This is a genomic window from Mesorhizobium sp. C372A (assembly GCF_030323245.1).
Lineage (GTDB): Bacteria > Pseudomonadota > Alphaproteobacteria > Rhizobiales > Rhizobiaceae > Mesorhizobium.
In genome coordinates this window covers 4,828,841-4,845,329 of sequence record NZ_CP100475.1, presented here as the reverse complement: position 1 = coordinate 4,845,329, position 16,489 = coordinate 4,828,841, and the positions used below count along the sequence as shown (strand labels likewise).

22 protein-coding genes are annotated in these 16,489 nt (G+C 62.6%); 7 read left to right on the top strand and 15 right to left on the bottom strand.

The window, feature by feature from the left end:
- The first annotated feature begins 27 nt into the window (after positions 1-27).
- A complete protein-coding gene (locus NLY42_RS23335; RefSeq protein ID WP_023754375.1) occupies positions 28-438 on the top strand; it encodes a UCP034077 family protein in 411 nt (136 codons plus the stop codon).
- Positions 439-495: 57 nt separating this feature from the next.
- Here the strand turns inward: NLY42_RS23335 and NLY42_RS23330 are convergent, their stop codons facing one another.
- Together NLY42_RS23330 and grxD are read right to left on the bottom strand one after the other, a co-directional pair.
- Entirely contained in the window at positions 496-1,764 is a 1,269-nt protein-coding gene (locus tag NLY42_RS23330; RefSeq protein WP_023684881.1) for a multidrug effflux MFS transporter, read from the bottom strand.
- A 118-nt stretch (positions 1,765-1,882) separates the two neighbouring features.
- The gene (gene grxD / locus NLY42_RS23325) at positions 1,883-2,218 is read right to left on the bottom strand and encodes a Grx4 family monothiol glutaredoxin (protein WP_023669102.1); all 336 of its coding nucleotides are present in this window, start codon (positions 2,216-2,218) and stop codon (positions 1,883-1,885) included.
- A 160-nt stretch (positions 2,219-2,378) separates the two neighbouring features.
- Between grxD and NLY42_RS23320 the strand changes: the two genes are divergently transcribed.
- Positions 2,379-3,212 (top strand): phosphodiester glycosidase family protein, encoded by an 834-nt coding sequence (locus NLY42_RS23320; protein ID WP_023754376.1) that lies wholly within the window; start codon positions 2,379-2,381, stop codon positions 3,210-3,212.
- A gap of 12 nt (positions 3,213-3,224) precedes the next feature.
- Here the strand turns inward: NLY42_RS23320 and NLY42_RS23315 are convergent, their stop codons facing one another.
- The 3 genes from NLY42_RS23315 to purL form a co-directional block, all read right to left on the bottom strand.
- Entirely contained in the window at positions 3,225-3,458 is a 234-nt protein-coding gene (locus NLY42_RS23315; RefSeq protein WP_023751453.1) for a BolA/IbaG family iron-sulfur metabolism protein, read from the bottom strand.
- Positions 3,459-3,557: 99 nt separating this feature from the next.
- Positions 3,558-4,082 carry a hypothetical protein gene (locus NLY42_RS23310; protein WP_023751454.1) on the bottom strand — a complete coding sequence of 175 codons (525 nt, stop codon included), beginning with the start codon at positions 4,080-4,082 and terminating at the stop codon, positions 3,558-3,560.
- Complete coding sequence (gene purL / locus NLY42_RS23305; RefSeq protein ID WP_023754377.1) at positions 4,079-6,310, bottom strand: phosphoribosylformylglycinamidine synthase subunit PurL; 2,232 nt, start codon at positions 6,308-6,310, stop codon at positions 4,079-4,081. Before purL ends, NLY42_RS23310 begins: the two co-directional genes overlap by 4 nt.
- A gap of 187 nt (positions 6,311-6,497) precedes the next feature.
- On the opposite strand from purL, the gene NLY42_RS23300 reads away from it, so the two are divergent.
- Complete coding sequence (locus tag NLY42_RS23300; protein WP_023731163.1) at positions 6,498-6,662, top strand: hypothetical protein; 165 nt, start codon at positions 6,498-6,500, stop codon at positions 6,660-6,662.
- A 30-nt stretch (positions 6,663-6,692) separates the two neighbouring features.
- Here NLY42_RS23300 and NLY42_RS23295 read toward each other — a convergent pair whose 3' ends face one another.
- Positions 6,693-8,102: an aminotransferase-like domain-containing protein gene (locus tag NLY42_RS23295; RefSeq protein ID WP_023669097.1), complete on the bottom strand. Its 1,410-nt coding sequence runs from the start codon at positions 8,100-8,102 to the stop codon at positions 6,693-6,695.
- A gap of 93 nt (positions 8,103-8,195) precedes the next feature.
- Between NLY42_RS23295 and NLY42_RS23290 the strand changes: the two genes are divergently transcribed.
- Positions 8,196-8,441 carry a DUF1127 domain-containing protein gene (locus NLY42_RS23290; protein WP_023700852.1) on the top strand — a complete coding sequence of 82 codons (246 nt, stop codon included), beginning with the start codon at positions 8,196-8,198 and terminating at the stop codon, positions 8,439-8,441.
- A gap of 12 nt (positions 8,442-8,453) precedes the next feature.
- Here NLY42_RS23290 and NLY42_RS23285 read toward each other — a convergent pair whose 3' ends face one another.
- From NLY42_RS23285 to NLY42_RS23260, 6 genes are all read right to left on the bottom strand, one after another.
- Positions 8,454-9,098 (bottom strand): Pr6Pr family membrane protein, encoded by a 645-nt coding sequence (locus NLY42_RS23285; protein WP_023754378.1) that lies wholly within the window; start codon positions 9,096-9,098, stop codon positions 8,454-8,456.
- 5 nt (positions 9,099-9,103) lie between these two features.
- Positions 9,104-9,514 (bottom strand): hypothetical protein, encoded by a 411-nt coding sequence (locus NLY42_RS23280; protein WP_023754379.1) that lies wholly within the window; start codon positions 9,512-9,514, stop codon positions 9,104-9,106.
- A 41-nt stretch (positions 9,515-9,555) separates the two neighbouring features.
- Entirely contained in the window at positions 9,556-10,224 is a 669-nt protein-coding gene (gene purQ, locus NLY42_RS23275; protein ID WP_023690190.1) for a phosphoribosylformylglycinamidine synthase subunit PurQ, read from the bottom strand.
- Position 10,225: 1 nt separating this feature from the next.
- The gene (gene purS / locus NLY42_RS23270; RefSeq protein WP_023669092.1) at positions 10,226-10,468 is read right to left on the bottom strand and encodes a phosphoribosylformylglycinamidine synthase subunit PurS; all 243 of its coding nucleotides are present in this window, start codon (positions 10,466-10,468) and stop codon (positions 10,226-10,228) included.
- 88 nt (positions 10,469-10,556) lie between these two features.
- Complete coding sequence (purC, locus tag NLY42_RS23265) at positions 10,557-11,351, bottom strand: phosphoribosylaminoimidazolesuccinocarboxamide synthase (RefSeq protein ID WP_013532127.1); 795 nt, start codon at positions 11,349-11,351, stop codon at positions 10,557-10,559.
- A 105-nt stretch (positions 11,352-11,456) separates the two neighbouring features.
- Complete coding sequence (locus tag NLY42_RS23260; RefSeq protein ID WP_280790911.1) at positions 11,457-11,579, bottom strand: hypothetical protein; 123 nt, start codon at positions 11,577-11,579, stop codon at positions 11,457-11,459.
- A 47-nt stretch (positions 11,580-11,626) separates the two neighbouring features.
- Here NLY42_RS23260 and NLY42_RS23255 point away from each other — a divergent pair, with 47 nt between their 5' ends.
- Together NLY42_RS23255 and NLY42_RS23250 are read left to right on the top strand one after the other, a co-directional pair.
- The gene (locus NLY42_RS23255; RefSeq protein WP_023669091.1) at positions 11,627-11,947 is read left to right on the top strand and encodes a DUF1476 domain-containing protein; all 321 of its coding nucleotides are present in this window, start codon (positions 11,627-11,629) and stop codon (positions 11,945-11,947) included.
- Between the two features lie 127 nt (positions 11,948-12,074).
- Complete coding sequence (locus tag NLY42_RS23250) at positions 12,075-12,848, top strand: HpcH/HpaI aldolase family protein (protein WP_023690189.1); 774 nt, start codon at positions 12,075-12,077, stop codon at positions 12,846-12,848.
- 19 nt (positions 12,849-12,867) lie between these two features.
- Here the strand turns inward: NLY42_RS23250 and NLY42_RS23245 are convergent, their stop codons facing one another.
- Positions 12,868-13,422, bottom strand: coding sequence for an RBBP9/YdeN family alpha/beta hydrolase (locus tag NLY42_RS23245; protein ID WP_023754380.1), 555 nt, complete (start codon positions 13,420-13,422; stop codon positions 12,868-12,870).
- A gap of 195 nt (positions 13,423-13,617) precedes the next feature.
- Between NLY42_RS23245 and NLY42_RS23240 the strand changes: the two genes are divergently transcribed.
- The gene (locus tag NLY42_RS23240; protein ID WP_023754381.1) at positions 13,618-14,433 is read left to right on the top strand and encodes a VOC family protein; all 816 of its coding nucleotides are present in this window, start codon (positions 13,618-13,620) and stop codon (positions 14,431-14,433) included.
- Positions 14,434-14,541: 108 nt separating this feature from the next.
- Here the strand turns inward: NLY42_RS23240 and NLY42_RS23235 are convergent, their stop codons facing one another.
- Entirely contained in the window at positions 14,542-15,177 is a 636-nt protein-coding gene (locus NLY42_RS23235) for a metallophosphoesterase family protein (RefSeq protein WP_031244664.1), read from the bottom strand.
- Positions 15,178-15,185: 8 nt separating this feature from the next.
- Positions 15,186-16,487, bottom strand: a complete 1,302-nt coding sequence (purB, locus tag NLY42_RS23230) for an adenylosuccinate lyase (RefSeq protein WP_023754382.1) — start codon at positions 16,485-16,487, stop codon at positions 15,186-15,188.
- Positions 16,488-16,489: the final 2 nt, after the last annotated feature.

The following is a 16,489-nucleotide window of genomic DNA, read 5'->3' as shown; positions in this document are numbered from 1 at the left end:
ATCTCTCGCGAAGTCGGAAGCTGCGAAATGAAACATCGGTCCGCAATTGTTGCAACGGCGCTTGCACTTGCCTTGGCCGCCGCTGGCGCCACTGAGGCAAGATCGCAGGAACGCGCGTGCGGCAGTCGCGATCCCGTCGATACCATAGACGAGATGTTTTCCGCGATCTTTGCCTGTTGGCAGCCGCCGCCTGGAAGTGCTGGCATGACCCTGACGCTGAGTTTCTCAATTCGCAAAAACGGCACGCTGATGGGCAAACCGCGCGCCACTTTCTCCCATATGGGAGATGATGCCTCGCTCAACCGGGTCTTTGTCACGTCCGTGCTCGAAGCGCTCGACAAGGCTCTGCCGATGCCGCTGTCGGACAGCATGGGTAGCGCCATCGCAGGGCGCCCGCTGTTCCCTCGTTTCACGGCAGTGATTGGCGGCGCATCCTGAAACGCGTCGCATAAAGGTGGATGCGGTTTTGAGACCAACAATCTCAAGGCGCGTCGCTCAATGCAGGTCGGTGACGTGCCCTGAAATGGGTGGGTTGTGCGGCTGGAACATCTTGCCGCGCTCGGCGATCAGGATCATCAGGAGGGCCGCGACCGAGACGCTGCAGAAGCCGGCGGCAAGCGGCGTCACCGTGCCGTTGAAGGCCTGGCCGATCAGCGTGCCGAGGATGCCGCCGAGAAAAGTCTGCATGAAGCCCAGGATGGACGACGCGGTGCCCGCCAGTTGGCCGAGCGGCTCCATCGCGAGCGCGTTGAAATTGGCGCCGAGCGCGCCGAACGGGAGCATCGCGCTGGCGAAGAAGGTGATGAACAGCCAGAGTGGCATCTTCATTTGAAGCGAAACGGTGAGCCAGGCAAGGCTGATCACCAGGAACAACAGCAGTGCGCTCTGCGACAGGCGGCGCATGCCGATGCGGCCGACCAGGCGCGAGTTGAGGTAGTTCGAAAAAGCGAGAACGCCGGCGACACCCGCGAAGATGACAGGAAACAATTCGCCGACATGAAAAATGTCGACATAGATCTGCTGTGCGGAGGCGATGAAGCCGAACATGGCGGCGAAAATGAAGGTGCTGGCAAAGGCGTAGCAAAGCGCCATGCGGTTGGTGAGCACGATGCGGAAACCACCGACGACGGATGAGACTGTCAGCGGCCGGCGGTACTCCGGATGCAGCGTCTCCGGCAGCCGCAGCAGCGACCACGCCGACACGATCAGCGCTCCGACGGCCATGGTGACGAAGATCCAGTGCCATGTTGCGAACAGCATGATGAACTGGCCGATCCCAGGCGCGATCACCGGGATGGCCATGAACACCATGAAGATCAGAGACATCACCTCGGCCATGCGCCGACCGTCGAACGTGTCGCGCACGATCGAGACGGCGATGACGCGGGTCGCCGCCGCACCGATGCCTTGCACCAGCCGGCACAGCAGCAGGACGGCGAATGACGGGGCGATGGCGGCAGCTGCCGCCGCCACGACATAGATCGCCAGCCCGGCAACGAGCGGCGCGCGGCGCCCGAACCGGTCCGAGATCGGTCCGAAGAAAAGCTGTCCGCCACCGAAGCCCAATATATAGGCGGTGATCACATACTGGCGGTGGTTTTCATTCTCAACGCCAAGCGTGGCGCCGATTTGCTGCAGTGCCGGCAGCATGATGTCGATGGCCAGCGAGTTCAACGCCATCAGTGCCGCGCACAGCGCGATGAATTCCCAGCGCGGAATAGGCAATTTGCGTGCCTGTTGCGGCGCTTTTGCTGGCTGGTCCACGGCGGGTCCGATCTTCAAAACGAATATGCGCCGGCATGCCGGCGCATAACTTCGTCCTCACTCCGATAGGGGGAGGTAACATTTTGCCGGGGCGGGGCTGCCCCGTCTCAACTCAGAATCAGGCTGTCGCTTTGACGCTGACGCCCTTGTCGACGAGCAACGTCTGCAGCTCGCCCGCCTGGAACATTTCGCGGATGATGTCGCAGCCGCCGACGAATTCGCCCTTGACGTAAAGCTGCGGGATCGTCGGCCAGTTCGAATATTCCTTGATGCCTTGGCGCAGTTCGGCCGAGGTCAGCACGTCGACGCCCTTATAGTCGGCTCCGATGTAATCGAGGATCTGGACGACCTGGCCGGAAAAGCCGCACTGCGGAAAACCGGGCGTGCCCTTCATGAAAAGGACGACGTCGTTGCCCTTCACTTCGCTGTCGATGTAGTCGTTGATGCCGCTCATGAGATATCCTTTCACGCCTGTGGGAGTCAGGCTCGAAGCATAGCCATCAAATAAACCCATAGATGGGCCGAAACAAGATGTTTGCGCCGCCGTCGCGGAAATGGCGCAAAGGATCGCCTGTCTTGGGCCAAGCATCCCTGCCGATTGCAGCCTCCGGGACATGATGAAAAGACGATATGGCGCCGCCCTTCTGATCGCCATCCTGCTGGCCGCGATTGCCGTTGTCTGGTGGCCGAGACGCCCGGAGCCGCCGCCGCTGGTCATTGGCGGTGACCTGCCCGCGCCTTGCCGGAATGTCGCCTTCGAGGCGGTGACCTATGTCGTCTGCACGGTCGACCTGCGGACCTACAACCTCGCTGTCTTTCACGTCGGTGCCGACGCCAAGCCCTTCGGCTCGCTGGAGGCCTTCGGCAAGGCGGTTGCGGGCGAGGGGAGGCCGGTGCTGCTCGCCATGAATGGCGGCATGTATCACGAGGATTTGTCGCCGGTCGGCCTGCTGGTCGAGAACGGCAGCGAAAAGTCGCCGCTCAACCTTGCCGATAGCGAAGGTAATTTCTTCCTGAAGCCGAACGGCGTCTTTCTGGTGGGCAATGACGGCAAGGCGGCTGTCATGGAAAGCAACGCCTACGCCGTCGCCAAACCCGATGTCGCCTTCGCCACGCAGTCGGGCCCGATGCTGGTGATCGACGGCCAGATTCATCCACGCTTCGAGCGGAACGGAACCTCGCGCTACATCCGCAACGGTGTCGGCGTGCGCGATGAAAACACCGTTGTGCTGGCGATCTCGCGGTCTGAGGTCAGTTTCGGCAGCTTTGCGCGGCTGTTTCGCGACGCGCTACAATGCCACAACGCGCTGTTCCTCGACGGCGCGGTCTCCGCGCTGTCGGATGGGAAAAGAATGATCGTCGGCGGAAAATACCCGGCGGGCCCGATCATCTCAGTGTCGGCGAAGCCGATCACGTCAGTGTCGGCGAAGCAGCCGCAGAAACAGTAGGCCAGTCTGGCTTCACTCCGGCACGCTGGTCTGCAGGGCCAGCGCGTGCAGCACGCCGCCCATATTGCCCTTCAGCGCATCATAGACCATTTGGTGCTGCTGGACGCGGCTCTTTCCGCGGAAGCTTTCGGCCACCACTTCGGCTGCATAGTGATCGCCGTCACCGGCGAGGTCGCGGATCGTCACCTTGGCGTCCGGAATCCCGTCCTTGATCAGTTTTTCGATGTCGTGGGCATCCATTGCCATGGCAAAATCCTGTTCTGGGCGGCTAGGCACGAGTGACTCGCACGGCAGCCTAAAGCCTTTCTGGTCCGGGTTGAAGCCGTTCTGTCGGCGACGCAGTGTCTAAGGGCCATCCTGCCGCGGGTGAACCACACCATCTTCGGTGATGTCGTCGCGGGTCGAGAACCCCCGGCCAAGGCTGAACACCAGGACATAGAGCGGGATGTTGAGCGCCAGGTTGATAATCGGGAGATAGCTGGTCATCTGCCACAAGGGCGAAAAGAATGGTTGGCCATAGCCGTCGCAGATCAGCGATGACCCGTATTCCCACAGCGCGCCGGTAATGACCGCAATGGCAAAGAGCTTGATGCAGGTGGCGACATGCCTTGCGCGCGCCGGGTTCGGCAAAAGGCGGCTCCACAGCACCAGGCAGACGATGGGGATCGCATAGATCAGACTTTGCAAGGCCAGCATCTGCAGTGTGCCATTGGCCGCCTCAAGGAACTGGTCACGCCTTTCCAGCAGCGGACAGACCTCGCTCGAGGTCGTCGACAGCAGGAAAAAGACGAACGGCCCAAGGAACCAGAAGAAGAACAGCGACGGCCAGAAGACGACTGCGATCAGCGTCCGGGCTGCCAGGCTGGTCAACTGGACTTGTCCATGAAGTTCGGGAACCAGCCTTCGTGGGCGGCGGTCAATTCGCTGACCGGGATCGCCCTGGCATCGCCGAGCTTCAGTTCGTTTCCACCGGTCGAGCCGATCCATGGCGCAAAGATGCCGAGCTTGCTCTGTTCCTCGCGGATGGCGTCCCATTCCTTGCTCTGCGGATCGACGGACAGCGTCAGGAGGTAGCGGCCCTGGTCTTCGCCGAACCAGACCGGGATCGGGTCGGTGCCGGCGAGCCCCGGAATGGTGGCGCCGATGCCGGACGCCATCGCCATCTCGGCCAGGGCTATCGCCAAGCCGCCATCGGAAAGGTCATGGGCCGCGGTCACGACGCCCGACGCGATCAGCGCGCGCACATGGTCGCCGACGCGCTTTTCGTGGGCGAGGTCGACGGGTGGCGGCGGCCCGTCGGTACGGCAATGAATGTCCCTGAAATAGGCGGACTGGCCGAGATGGCTGCCCCAGCTTGCGGGTGCGCCCACCAGCAGGATCATCTGGCCCTCGGCGGCGAAGCCGATACGGGTCATCTTCGACCAGTCGGCGATCAGCCCGACGCCGCCGATGGTCGGCGTCGGCAGGATGCCTTGGCCATTGGTTTCATTGTAGAGCGAGACATTGCCCGACACGATCGGGAAGCCGAGCGCCCGGCAGGCATCGCCAATGCCTTTCACCGCGCCGACCAGTTGGCCCATGATCTCAGGCCGTTCCGGATTGCCGAAATTGAGGTTGTCGGTGGCCGCCAGCGGCAGCGCGCCGGTGGCGGTGAGGTTGCGCCAGCATTCGGCCACCGCCTGCTTGCCGCCTTCATACGGGTCGGCCTCGCAATAGCGCGGCGTGACGTCGGAGGAGAAGGCGAGCGCCTTGGTCGGATGGCCTTCGACGCGCACCACGCCGGCGTCGCCGCCGGGAAGCTGCAGCGAATTGCCCTGGATCAGCGTGTCGTACTGCTCCCACACCCAGCGGCGCGACGACAGGTTCGGCCCGCCGAGCAGTTTCAACAGCGCATCGGCAACGTCGGCCTTCGGCGCATCGCCGGCTGCGAGCGCCGCCGGCTTCTTCGGCTCGACCCAGGGGCGGTCATATTCCGGCGCCTTGTCGCCAAGGTCCTTGATCGGCAGATTGGCGACCTCGTCGCCCTGATGGATGACGCGGAAACGCAGATCGTCGGTGGTCTTGCCGACGATAGCGAAGTCGAGGCCCCATTTGTGGAAGATCGCCTCGGCTTCCTTTTCCTTCTCGGGGCGCAGCACCATCAGCATGCGCTCCTGGCTCTCCGACAGCATCATCTCATAGGCGCTCATGCGCTCTTCGCGCACCGGCACCTGGTCGAGGTGAAGCTCGATGCCGAGGTCGCCCTTGGCGCCCATCTCGACCGCCGAACAGGTGAGGCCGGCCGCCCCCATGTCCTGGATGGCGATAACGGCGCCAGACGCCATCAGCTCAAGACAGGCTTCGAGCAGGCATTTTTCGGTGAAGGGATCGCCGACCTGCACGGTCGGGCGCTTCTCGTCGATCTTGTCGTCGAACTCGGCCGAGGCCATCGTGGCGCCGCCGACGCCGTCGCGCCCGGTCTTGGCGCCGAGATAGACGACCGGCAGGCCGACGCCCTTGGCTTCCGACAGGAAGATCGCATCGGTCTTGGCGAGGCCCGCGGCAAAGGCGTTGACCAGGATGTTGCCATTGTAGCGGGCGTCGAAATTGACCTCGCCGCCGACCGTCGGCACGCCGAACGCATTGCCGTAGCCGCCGACGCCGGAAACCACGCCGCTGACAAGGTGCCTGGTCTTGGGATGGTCGGGTGCGCCGAAGCGCAGAGCGTTCATCGCCGCAATCGGCCGCGCGCCCATGGTGAAGACGTCGCGCAATATGCCGCCGACGCCGGTCGCCGCACCCTGGTAGGGCTCGATGTAGGAGGGATGGTTGTGGCTCTCCATCTTGAAGACGACGCAATCGCCGTCGCCGATATCGACCACGCCGGCGTTCTCGCCCGGACCCTGGATGACCTGCGGCCCGGTGGTCGGCAGCGTGCGCAGCCATTTCTTCGAGGATTTGTAGGAGCAGTGCTCATTCCACATCGCCGAGAAGATGCCGAGTTCGGTAAAGCTCGGTTCGCGCCCGACCAGGTCGAGGATGCGCTGGTATTCGTCGGGCTTCAGCCCATGCGCGGCAATGAGTTCCGGGGTGATCGGCACGGAATTGGAAATGGTCATGGGCGGCGATTGGTGTCCATGGGAGAGGGGAATTTGAGTCCCCTCATATCGCAAGCTTTGGCGTGATACACCCCATCGGATGACGAAAAACGCCGGAAAACACAAGGCGACGATGGTAGCGGGGCGCCGTTGGGGAACGCTATGGCATCCCGGCCGTTAGGCCTCAAACCAATCAGGAGATTTCGACATGGCCACCAAGCAAGGCAAGAAAGACAATCGCCTCTCCGACAAGGAGGCCATGCATATTGCCGAGACCACCGACGTTTCGCCCAAGCAGGCCAAGGACCTGGCCGCGAAGCACGGCAAGGACAAGGGCGCAAAGGAAGCCAAAAACTTCAAGGCAGAGGGCTGAACCCGAAGATCGGGATACAGGAGGACCCAGTCAGGACGAACTGTCGTAGCCGGCGCGGCCTTCCTCCAGCAGCCGCCGGATCACCGCGACGCCGCCGGTGATGTCCTCGCGCCGCCTTGGTTGCGAGACGCCGAAACGCACGCCGTGAAAAACCTGCTCGGAACGCCCCGCCTTGAACTCGTCCTCGTCGTCGAGGAGCACGCCATTTTCGAGGCATGCGCTCCTGAACGTGCCGGACAGCCAGGGATCGGGCAGCGTCAGCCAGACGAAGGGCACGCTGCCGTGTGACTTGAAGGCGAAACCCGCCAGTGTCTCGCGCACGATGGCGATGCGGGCGGCAATTTCGGCAATGCTGCGTTTGCGGATATCGCCAGCCTGCCCTGACAGCACCAGCCGCGCATTCACCTCCGCCAGCAGGAACGGCATCCCGCCGGTCATCATCTTGTGGGCGACGCGGATGCGATGGCGATAGGCGGGCGGGCAGGAGAGCCAGCCGCCGCGAACACCTGCCGCGACCGATTTCGACAGACCGCCGGCGACAATGGTGCGCTCGGGTGCATATTCGGCGATGAGCGGCGTCGGATCTTCGGTCAGGCCGCCATAGAGATCGTCCTCGATGACGATGACATTGTACGCGCGCGCGACACGAGCGATCGCCTCGCGGCGCGAAACCGACAGGATCGCCAGCGTCGGGTTCTGCACCGTCGGCATCAGGAAGATCATCTTCGGGTGCTTTTGCGCGCAGACGCGTTCGAAATCCTCGGGATCGAGGCCTTCTTCGTCCGATGCCACCAGTGCTATGCGCCGCCCGATCAGCCCGGCGCTGCGGGCGATCTGCGAATAGGTGAGGTGCTCGAAGGCGACATAGTCGCCCGGCGTGGTCAGTGCCGCAATCGCCGCCATCACCGCGGCATGTGTGCCAAGCGTGGGAACGATGGTGTCGGCCGCCGGACGGAACGAATTGCGCGACAGCCAGCGGGCGCCGGCCTCGAACCAGCGCTCCGGAAAATCCCTGGTGTAGCTCGAAATCTCGTGCGGGTGTTCCTGCACCGTGCGCGAGAGCATGTCAGCGACAATGGCGCCCTGGCCGATGTCGGGCGCGGCAGTGCTGTCGAAACGCAGTTTGCCGGGCGGCGCATCGACATAGCGCGTGCCTTGCACGGCAGGCTCGGCGAATTCGGGTGACGCTTCCGATTGCTGCGCCAGCACATAGGTCCCGCGACCGACTTCGCCGCTCACCAGGCCGCGCTCGCGCAGCAGCTGATAGGCTCGGCCGATCGTGCCGACCGTCGTGCCGATATCATAGGCGAGATCGCGCTGCGGCGGCAATTTTGCCCCGGCATCGATGACGCCCTTGTCGATGTCCGACTCGATGCTGTCGGCAAGGCGCTGGTAAAGCGGGCCGGAACCGATGGTGAGGTCAGGGAGCCAATTTGTCATGGTGACAATTCTGTATATTGCACCAGATCGGGTGTCAATGCATATCAGAACCGTACCAAGATGGGTACAATTTGCAAGGTTGGCAGAAAGACAATGGATACAATCGAGACAATCCGCTGCGCGGGCATTGAATTGGTCGGGCCGCGCCCGTCCAGCCGGCGAGGCTTTGTCGGCCGGATCGTGCATGTGGTCAGATCGCTGGCGCGATGGATCGACGTGCTGATCGAGCGCCGTCGCGGCCGCCTGGCTTTGCTCGAAATGACCGACGAGCAACTCAGGGATATCGGTGTGTCGCGTGACGACGCTCACCGCGAAGGCATCAGGCGATTCTGGGACTAACTTGTAGTCTGGTCAGCGGCGTGTGCCCGGAGCCCTGAGGCGTGAGACGCCCTTATCGGCAAGCACGGCGAGGATGCACAGCACCAGGAAAACACAGGTGACGGCCAGCGCCGCAAGGGTGACGTTGGCCGCGCCGTTTTTCGCAACGTCGAGGAACGGGTAGGGCACTTCGCCTGCGATCGGTGCGCGCGCCAGCGCATAGGCGAGATAGGCGATCGGATAGGCCATCCACCACGAAATGTCGCTCCAGCGTGTCCTGCCGTCAGCGCCTGCAACAAGCCACCACAGCACGAACAGCACCGGCGTCACATAGTGCAGCAGCACGTCACAGAGCAGCAACAGCCCCTGCGGCTGCCAGAGCTGCGCCAGAACCGTCGCATAGACGATGAAGACAAGCGCGATGGACACGGCGACGCCGGCCCGCATCCGCGGCCCGGCAAAGGCCGGCAGCCAGGCGTAGCCCGAAGGCGACAGCAGCGAAACATGGACCAGCACCGCACCGATGTTGGTCAGGATGGTGAAGAAGCTGAACAGAAAGACGATGGAGCCGAGAAAACTGCGGCCGGCTTCCATCGATGCCGGGATGGTGATGCACGCTTGCAGGACAAGCCCGGCCAGACCGATGATCAATCCCGCAATCTGCAGGAAGCGGCCCACTGGCGTCAGGCGGCCGCGTTACACGACGGATTGCCCGTTTGCCAGCGTGCAACGTCGGATCCGATGCGCGCGCCGAGCGGATCGTCCATCAGCGGACCGAACACGTCGACGCGGCTGGAATTGCCTTGCGCCTGGACGACCAGCAGCGGCTTGCCGCCATAATGCTTGGCCGGCACCAGCAGGAAGCGGGGCGTGCCGCTGAACGAATTCAGCTCATTGGCCATCTGATAGGATTTGAAGGCGGGATCCTTGCTGGCGATCCAGCATTTGTGGGCCGATATCGCTACCTGTTCCATGGCCAGCAGCGAAGCGCTCTTGCCCGTGGGGACCGGCGCGCTCTTCGGGCTGGACTGGCAGGACGCCAACGCCAAGCCGGCAGCAGCCAGGGGACCTAGGCGAACAGTCGTCAGTCTCATGGTCAACCGCCCCCGCGTTTTTAAAGGAATTCGAAGAGATATCAGGCGGCGATGCCGAGTGCGCCTTCGAACAGCGCCCGGCCGTCACTGCCGCCATGCGCGGCCTCGATCAGGTTTTCCGGATGCGGCATCAGGCCGAGCACATTGCCCTTCTCGCTGACGATACCGGCAATGTCGTTCATCGAGCCATTAGGATTGGTGCCCTCGGCATAGCGAAACACCACCTGTCCTTCGCCTTCGAGACGGGCAAGCGTGTCGGTGTCGGCGAAATAATTGCCGTCATGATGCGCAACCGGCGTGCGGATGATTTGGCCCGGCTGATAGCGGCGGGTGAACATGGTGTTGGCGTTGGCGATCTGCAGCTTCACCTCACGGCAAACGAATTTCAGCGAAGCATTGCGCATCAGCGCGCCGGGCAGCAGGCCGGCCTCGACCAGAATCTGGAACCCGTTGCAGACGCCAATGACCATGACGCCCTTGGCGGCCTTTTCAGCGACTGCCCGCATCACCGGCATCCGCGCGGCAATCGCGCCGCAGCGCAGATAATCGCCGAAGGAGAAGCCGCCGGGAATGGCGATCAGGTCGACATCGGGGATTTCGGTGTCGGTCTGCCAGACGGTCGCCGGCGCCTGCCCGGAAATCTTGGTCAGCGCCGCAATCATGTCGCGGTCGCGGTTGAGGCCGGGGAGAAGAACGACAGCTGATTTCATATCAAGCGATCTCCACCGCGTAATTCTCGATCACCGTATTCGCCAGCAGCTTGTCGCACATGGCTTTCAGATCGGCTTCAGCCTTGGCCTTGTCGGTCTCTGAGAGCTCGAGGTCGAAGACCTTGCCCTGCCGCACCTGGCCGACGCCGCCGAACCCCAGTCCGGACAGAGCGTGCTCTATGGCTTTTCCCTGCGGGTCGAGCACGCCGTTCTTGAGGGTGACGGTGATGCGGGCCTTGATCATGCTGGACAGGTTCCTGTTCGAAGACTTAGCAATTCCAGGAAATGTGTGAAGCGGCTTTCCGTCCGGAATTGCGTCAAGAAATGAAGACTTAGTGCGGCTTGCCTTTGAGGCCATCGGTCGAGGCGACGAGCACCGGGCCGGTCGGGCGCGGCGGCTCGTTCTCGTTCATGATGCCGAGGCGGCGGGCAACTTCCTGATAGGCTTCGACGAGGCCGCCCATGTCGCGGCGGAAACGGTCCTTGTCGAGCTTGTCCTGCGTCGCCACATCCCACAGCCGGCACGAATCCGGCGAGATCTCGTCGGCAACGACGATGCGCATCATGTCGCCCTCGAACAGGCGGCCGCATTCGATCTTGAAATCGACGAGCTGGATGCCGACACCCATGAACAGGCCGGAGAGGAAGTCGTTGACGCGGATGGCCAGCGCCATGACGTCGTCGATCTCCTGCGGGGAGGCCCAGCCGAAAGCGGTGATATGCTCTTCCGACACCATCGGATCGTCGAGCGCGTCGGCCTTGTAATAGAATTCGATGATCGAGCGCGGCAAAACCGTGCCTTCCTCGATGCCGAGGCGCTTGGACAGCGAGCCGGCGGCGACATTGCGCACCACCACTTCGAGCGGAATGATCTCGACTTCCTTGATCAGCTGCTCGCGCATGTTGAGCCGGCGGATGAAGTGGGTCGGAATGCCCATGCGGTTCAGATGGTTGAAGATGTACTCGGAAATGCGGTTGTTGAGCACACCCTTGCCGTCGATGACCTCATGTTTCTTCTTGTTGAATGCGGTCGCATCATCCTTGAAGAACTGGATAAGTGTGCCCGGTTCCGGTCCTTCATAGAGGATCTTGGCCTTGCCTTCATAAATACGGCGGCGATTTTTCATCTGATTTTTCTCTGGATTTGCGGGCAGGCGGCAAGCGACCAGTTCCTGTCCGTCTGCCTAAATTGGTGCGGCGACGGGTGGGGTTCAATGCCGGGTCTATCCCAATCACAGCGTTTGCTCAATCGGCAAATCCTTTCCATCGACCGCTTTCAGGAATGAAATGCCGCAGCGCAGCAAGTGATGTAGCATATTGACCGGCCCGCGCCCTTTTGGTTTGTGCTGCGGCAACACACATATCCATCGCCAACGCGAATCGATTTCATCGGAGGGAAGCCATGAGCAGCATGAAAGACCGCGAAGAGGGTTTTGAGCGCAAATTCGCCTTCGACGAAGAACTTCGCTTCAAGGCTTCCGCACGCCGCAACAAGGCGCTCGGTCTGTGGGCCGCCGAAAAGCTGGGCAAATCCGGCACTGACGCCGACGCCTATGCCAAGGAAGTTGTGGTTTCCGATATCGAGGAAGCCGGCGATCACGACGTATTCCGCAAGATCCGCAAGGATTTCGACGCCGCCGGCGTCGACCAGTCGGATCACCAGATCCGCCGCACCATGGACGAACTGATGGCGCAGGCGATCGAGCAGATCAAGAACACCTAGAGCGAGTAGCGCTGGACCAATCGACCGCCCGGTCCAGCCGGGCGGTTTTTCTTTGCCTTTTCAGCCTTTTCCGGCTGAAACTGTGCGTAGGCCTGTTACAAGGCTCTACCCAACGAGGAAAGCACCCATGTCCCTGAAGTCACGCCTGGCGGCGGATGAAACGCTGTTCACCGCCTGGTCCGGCGTTCCGGACGCTTTGACGGTCGAAATCATCGCCAAGCAGGGTTTTGACGCCGTCACCCTCGATATGCAGCATGGCGGACACCACGAAGACTCGGTCTTGCGCGGCCTGGTGCCGGTGCTGGCCGCCAACAAGCCGGCGCTGGTGCGCATTCCGGTCGGCCGCTTCGACATGGCCAGCCGCGCCCTCGATTTCGGTGCCGAGGCGGTGATTGCACCGATGGTGAATTCGGTGGCCGATGCAAAACTCTTTGCCGCGGCGATGAAATATCCGCCGATGGGCGAGCGCTCCTGGGGCCCGACCTATGCTTTTCCGCGCCATGGCAAAGGCGACCACGCCGAATGGCTGCGCGACACCAATCAACGCACCATGGCCTTTGCTATGGTCGAAACGCGCGCCGCACTCGATGCGCTGGACGGCATCCTCGACACGCCGGGCATTGACGGCATCTTCCTCGGCCCATCGGATTTCTCCATCGCCTGGTCGAATGGCGCCACCGTCAATTCGACGCTGGAAAGCATGATGGAAACCGTCACCTCCATCGCCGAGCGGACGCGCAAGGCGGGCAAGCATGCGGCAATCTACGTCGTTGAGCCGGCGATTGCCGGCCGCGTCGTGGCGATGGGCTACCGGCTGCTGGCGATGGGCTCGGACCATGCGCTGATTTCGCTCGGCGCAAAGACACTCATCAAAAGCATGAACGATTCGATCAAGGGCTGAGGTGTGGTGCCTTGCCCGGTCAGGCCTTGAGGTCGGTCAGGAACTTGGCGAAGGTCATCGACCCTTCCGGCCACGGGCCGAAGCCGGCCTCCTCATTGAGGTGACCGGTTTCGCCGGCATCGATGAACAGCGAACCCCAGGCAGCGGCAATGTCCTCGGCAACCTCGAAGGCGCAGAACGGATCGTTGCGGCTGGCGATGACGATGGACGGGAAGGGCAGCGGTTCGCGCGCATAGGGACCAAAGGTCATCAGGTGACGCGGCCTTATCTCCGGGTTGGCGACGTCGGGCGGCGCGACAAAAAACGCGCCGGCGACCGGCTTCCTGAACTGCGGAATGGCCTGCACCGCGGCCGCCACACCGAGGGAATGGGCAACGATCACCACCGGCCGCTCGGCCTCGTTGACAGCGTTCGCCACGCTCGTCGTCCAGTCCTCGCGCACCGGCTTCGACCACTCCGCCTGCTCGACCCGGCGCGCCGTCGACAGTTTCGATTGCCAGCGTGTCTGCCAGTGTTCGGGGCCGGAATTGGTGTAGCCCGGCACGATCAGAATATCTGCGTCTTTGACTTTCATGGCGCTGAGATAGCGAGCGGCCGTGTCTCGTGCAACCCGCGCTGACGCATGCGGTGCATCACAATCGTGAACAACCTGTTCGATTCTTTCCATCTTGTGTGAACGATCAGGATCGACGATTTGAGGCGGGGAGAGATGGACAACAGAATAGGCTGGTGGCGCGCCCTAGGGATAACGCGCTGAACGGAGAGTCTTATGAGCGAACTGCCTTTTGCCGCGACGACCCCCGTCAGCGTGTCACGCGTGGGCCTGAAGGCGCGCGACGCCGAAGGACTTGCCGATTACTACCGGGCTGTTGTCGGCCTGCAGGAATTGAGCCGCGCCGATGGCGCCATCACGCTGGGCGCTGCCGAGCGCCCGCTGCTGGTCATCGAGCCTGACGCAGCGGCCAAGCCCGACGATCCGCGCAGCGCCGGCCTTTTCCACACCGCTTTCCTTCTGCCCAGCCGCGCCGATCTCGGCCGTTGGATAAACCATGCCGCCGCCAACAAGATCCGCATCGAGGGCGCCTCCGACCATCTGGTCAGCGAGGCTCTCTATCTGACCGACCCCGAAGGCAACGGCATTGAAATCTATAGGGACCGTCTGCCGCAGGAGTGGAAGTGGAACGGCGACAAGATCGCCATGGCGACCGAGCGGCTGAATCTGGCCGCCGTGGTTGGCAGCGTGCCGGCCGGTGACGCCGGCTGGCAGGGCGCGCCGCAAAACAGCATTATCGGCCATGTCCATCTGCGCGTCGGCCGGCCGGAAGATGCCGAGGCCTGGTGGCACGACGAATTTGGCTTCGACACGGTCGCTAAGTATGGAGGGCAGGCGGTGTTCCTGTCGTCGGGAGGCTACCACCATCATATCGGTGGCAATTCGTGGCACAGCGCCGGCGCCGGGCGCCGCGATCCGTCCCGCTCAGGGCTGGCCTGGGTCGAGATGCGCTCGGACAAGACAACCGCTGACATCACACGGGAGGATCCGTGGGGCACGGTGATCCGCACCGTACCAGGCGCCCCAGGCTGAGCGTCTGCTCTGTTCTTACAAGGAATTGGCGGCGTAGCCCGTCAGCAGCCCATGCGCCCAGCTGTCGAATCCGGTCGCCGTGGCGCGGCCGGATGCTTCGGTCCAGTCCTAGCTGACCGTATGATGGCTGAACGACCATTGTCTGTCCTTGCGCGTGGCAAGGGCATAGCGGGCATCCGGACTGCCGGTCACAGTCAAACCTGGGAATGCCTGGACGCCGACACTGCCGGGATTGAGGATTGTCCGGTTGTCCGACAAGCGCACAACGCGCGGCGTATGTGTATGGCCGCACAAGGTCAGCCCGGCGCCGGCGCTGCCCAGCTTGTGCCTGATCTGCTTTTCATTGGACGGGTGGAAGTGGCTGCCTCCGTCTTCCTCGAGCAGGAACACGTCGTCGTCACTGGGGCTGCCATGGCAAAGCAGGATGTCCTGGGCAGGCGACAGGGTGACCGGCAATGCGGAGAGCCAGGTCAATGACGCCTGGGACAGGCGTTGGTGGGTGAAAGCATCGACGTCTTCCAACCCGGAAGCAGGCGGCTCGACCAGCACACGGTCGTGATTGCCGCGCACGGTCGGCCAATTCTGCGCCATCAGATATTGCGCGGTTTCTTCAGGCCATAGCGGCCCGGAAAGACAATCGCCCAGATTGACGATTATGTCGGGAGAAGCGTCTTTGATCTGCGCATGAACCGCCTCAAGCGCGCGCAGATTCCCATGGATGTCGGAAAGGACGGCCAGCCGCATCGAAAAACCTATCCGAAAACCCGCTTGAAGATCGTGTCGACATGCTTGGTGTGATAGCCCAAGTCGAATTTCTCGCGGATCTCGGCTTCGGGCAGCGCTGCGGTGACTTCCCTGTCGGCCAACAGTTCCTCAAGGAAATCAGCTCCATGTTCCCATACCTTCATGGCGTTGCGCTGCACCAGGCGGTAGGCATCCTCGCGACTGACGCCGGCTTGGGTCAGCGCCAGCAACACGCGCTGCGAATGCACCAGGCCACGGAACTTGTTCATGTTCTTCAGCATGTTGTCGGGATAGATCAGCAATTTGTCGACGACGCCGGTGAGCCGCGACAGCGCGAAATCCAGCGTTACCGTGGCGTCCGGCCCTATCATGCGCTCGACCGAGGAATGCGAGATGTCGCGCTCGTGCCAGAGCGCCACATTCTCCATCGCCGGCAGCGCCATGGAGCGCACCATGCGGGCAAGGCCGGTGAGGTTTTCGGTCAGCACCGGGTTGCGCTTGTGCGGCATTGCCGACGAGCCCTTCTGGCCCGGCGAAAAATACTCTTCCACTTCCAGCACCTCGGTGCGCTGCAGATGGCGAATCTCTGTCGCCAGCCGCTCGACCGACGAGGCGATGACGCCGAGCGTGGCAAAGAACATGGCATGGCGGTCGCGCGGGATGACCTGCGTCGACACCGGTTCCGGCTTCAGCCCAAGCTTTTTCGCCACATGCTCTTCGACATAGGGGTCGATGTTGGCGAAGGTGCCGATCGCGCCCGAGATAGCGCAGGTGGCAATATCCTCTCGCGCGTGCACCAGCCGCTCGCGGCAGCGCGAGAACTCGGCATAGGCCTGCGCCAGCTTGACGCCGAACGTGGTCGGCTCGGCATGAATGCCGTGGCTGCGGCCGATGGTGACGGTGTCCTTGTGCTCGAAGGCCCGGCGCTTCAGCGCGGCGAGCAGGCCGTCGAGGTCGGCCAGCAGGATATCGCTGGCGCGGCCGAGCTGCACCGCAAGGCAGGTGTCGAGAACATCTGACGAGGTCATGCCCTGGTGGATGAAACGCGCATCCGGCCCTACGAATTCGGCGAGATGGGTGAGGAAGGCGATGACGTCGTGCTTGGTCACGGCCTCGATCTCGTCGATCTTGCCGACGTCAAATTTTACCGCATTGCCCTTTTCCCAGATGGTCTTGGCGGCTTCCCTGGGGATGACGCCGAGCTCAGCCAGCGCATCGCAGGCATGGGCCTCGATTTCGAACCAGATGCGGAAGCGGGTTTCCGGCGACCAGATGGCGACCATTTCCGGCCGGGAATAGCGAGGGATCATCC

What these genes read in the sequence shown, in the direction of transcription:
- NLY42_RS23335 (WP_023754375.1), top strand. Translation starts at nt 28, where the DNA reads ATGAAACATCGGTCCGCAATTGTTGCAACGGCGCTTGCACTTGCCTTG.
- grxD (WP_023669102.1), bottom strand. Translation starts at nt 2,218, where the DNA reads ATGAGCGGCATCAACGACTACATCGACAGCGAAGTGAAGGGCAACGAC.
- NLY42_RS23320 (WP_023754376.1), top strand. Translation starts at nt 2,379, where the DNA reads ATGATGAAAAGACGATATGGCGCCGCCCTTCTGATCGCCATCCTGCTG.
- NLY42_RS23315 (WP_023751453.1), bottom strand. Translation starts at nt 3,458, where the DNA reads ATGGCAATGGATGCCCACGACATCGAAAAACTGATCAAGGACGGGATT.
- purL (WP_023754377.1), bottom strand. Translation starts at nt 6,310, where the DNA reads ATGACCATTTCCAATTCCGTGCCGATCACCCCGGAACTCATTGCCGCG.
- NLY42_RS23300 (WP_023731163.1), top strand. Translation starts at nt 6,498, where the DNA reads ATGGCCACCAAGCAAGGCAAGAAAGACAATCGCCTCTCCGACAAGGAG.
- NLY42_RS23295 (WP_023669097.1), bottom strand. Translation starts at nt 8,102, where the DNA reads ATGACAAATTGGCTCCCTGACCTCACCATCGGTTCCGGCCCGCTTTAC.
- NLY42_RS23290 (WP_023700852.1), top strand. Translation starts at nt 8,196, where the DNA reads ATGGATACAATCGAGACAATCCGCTGCGCGGGCATTGAATTGGTCGGG.
- NLY42_RS23280 (WP_023754379.1), bottom strand. Translation starts at nt 9,514, where the DNA reads ATGAGACTGACGACTGTTCGCCTAGGTCCCCTGGCTGCTGCCGGCTTG.
- purQ (WP_023690190.1), bottom strand. Translation starts at nt 10,224, where the DNA reads ATGAAATCAGCTGTCGTTCTTCTCCCCGGCCTCAACCGCGACCGCGAC.
- purS (WP_023669092.1), bottom strand. Translation starts at nt 10,468, where the DNA reads ATGATCAAGGCCCGCATCACCGTCACCCTCAAGAACGGCGTGCTCGAC.
- purC (WP_013532127.1), bottom strand. Translation starts at nt 11,351, where the DNA reads ATGAAAAATCGCCGCCGTATTTATGAAGGCAAGGCCAAGATCCTCTAT.
- NLY42_RS23255 (WP_023669091.1), top strand. Translation starts at nt 11,627, where the DNA reads ATGAGCAGCATGAAAGACCGCGAAGAGGGTTTTGAGCGCAAATTCGCC.
- NLY42_RS23250 (WP_023690189.1), top strand. Translation starts at nt 12,075, where the DNA reads ATGTCCCTGAAGTCACGCCTGGCGGCGGATGAAACGCTGTTCACCGCC.
- NLY42_RS23245 (WP_023754380.1), bottom strand. Translation starts at nt 13,422, where the DNA reads ATGAAAGTCAAAGACGCAGATATTCTGATCGTGCCGGGCTACACCAAT.
- NLY42_RS23240 (WP_023754381.1), top strand. Translation starts at nt 13,618, where the DNA reads ATGAGCGAACTGCCTTTTGCCGCGACGACCCCCGTCAGCGTGTCACGC.
- NLY42_RS23235 (WP_031244664.1), bottom strand. Translation starts at nt 15,177, where the DNA reads ATGCGGCTGGCCGTCCTTTCCGACATCCATGGGAATCTGCGCGCGCTT.
- purB (WP_023754382.1), bottom strand. Translation starts at nt 16,487, where the DNA reads ATGATCCCTCGCTATTCCCGGCCGGAAATGGTCGCCATCTGGTCGCCG.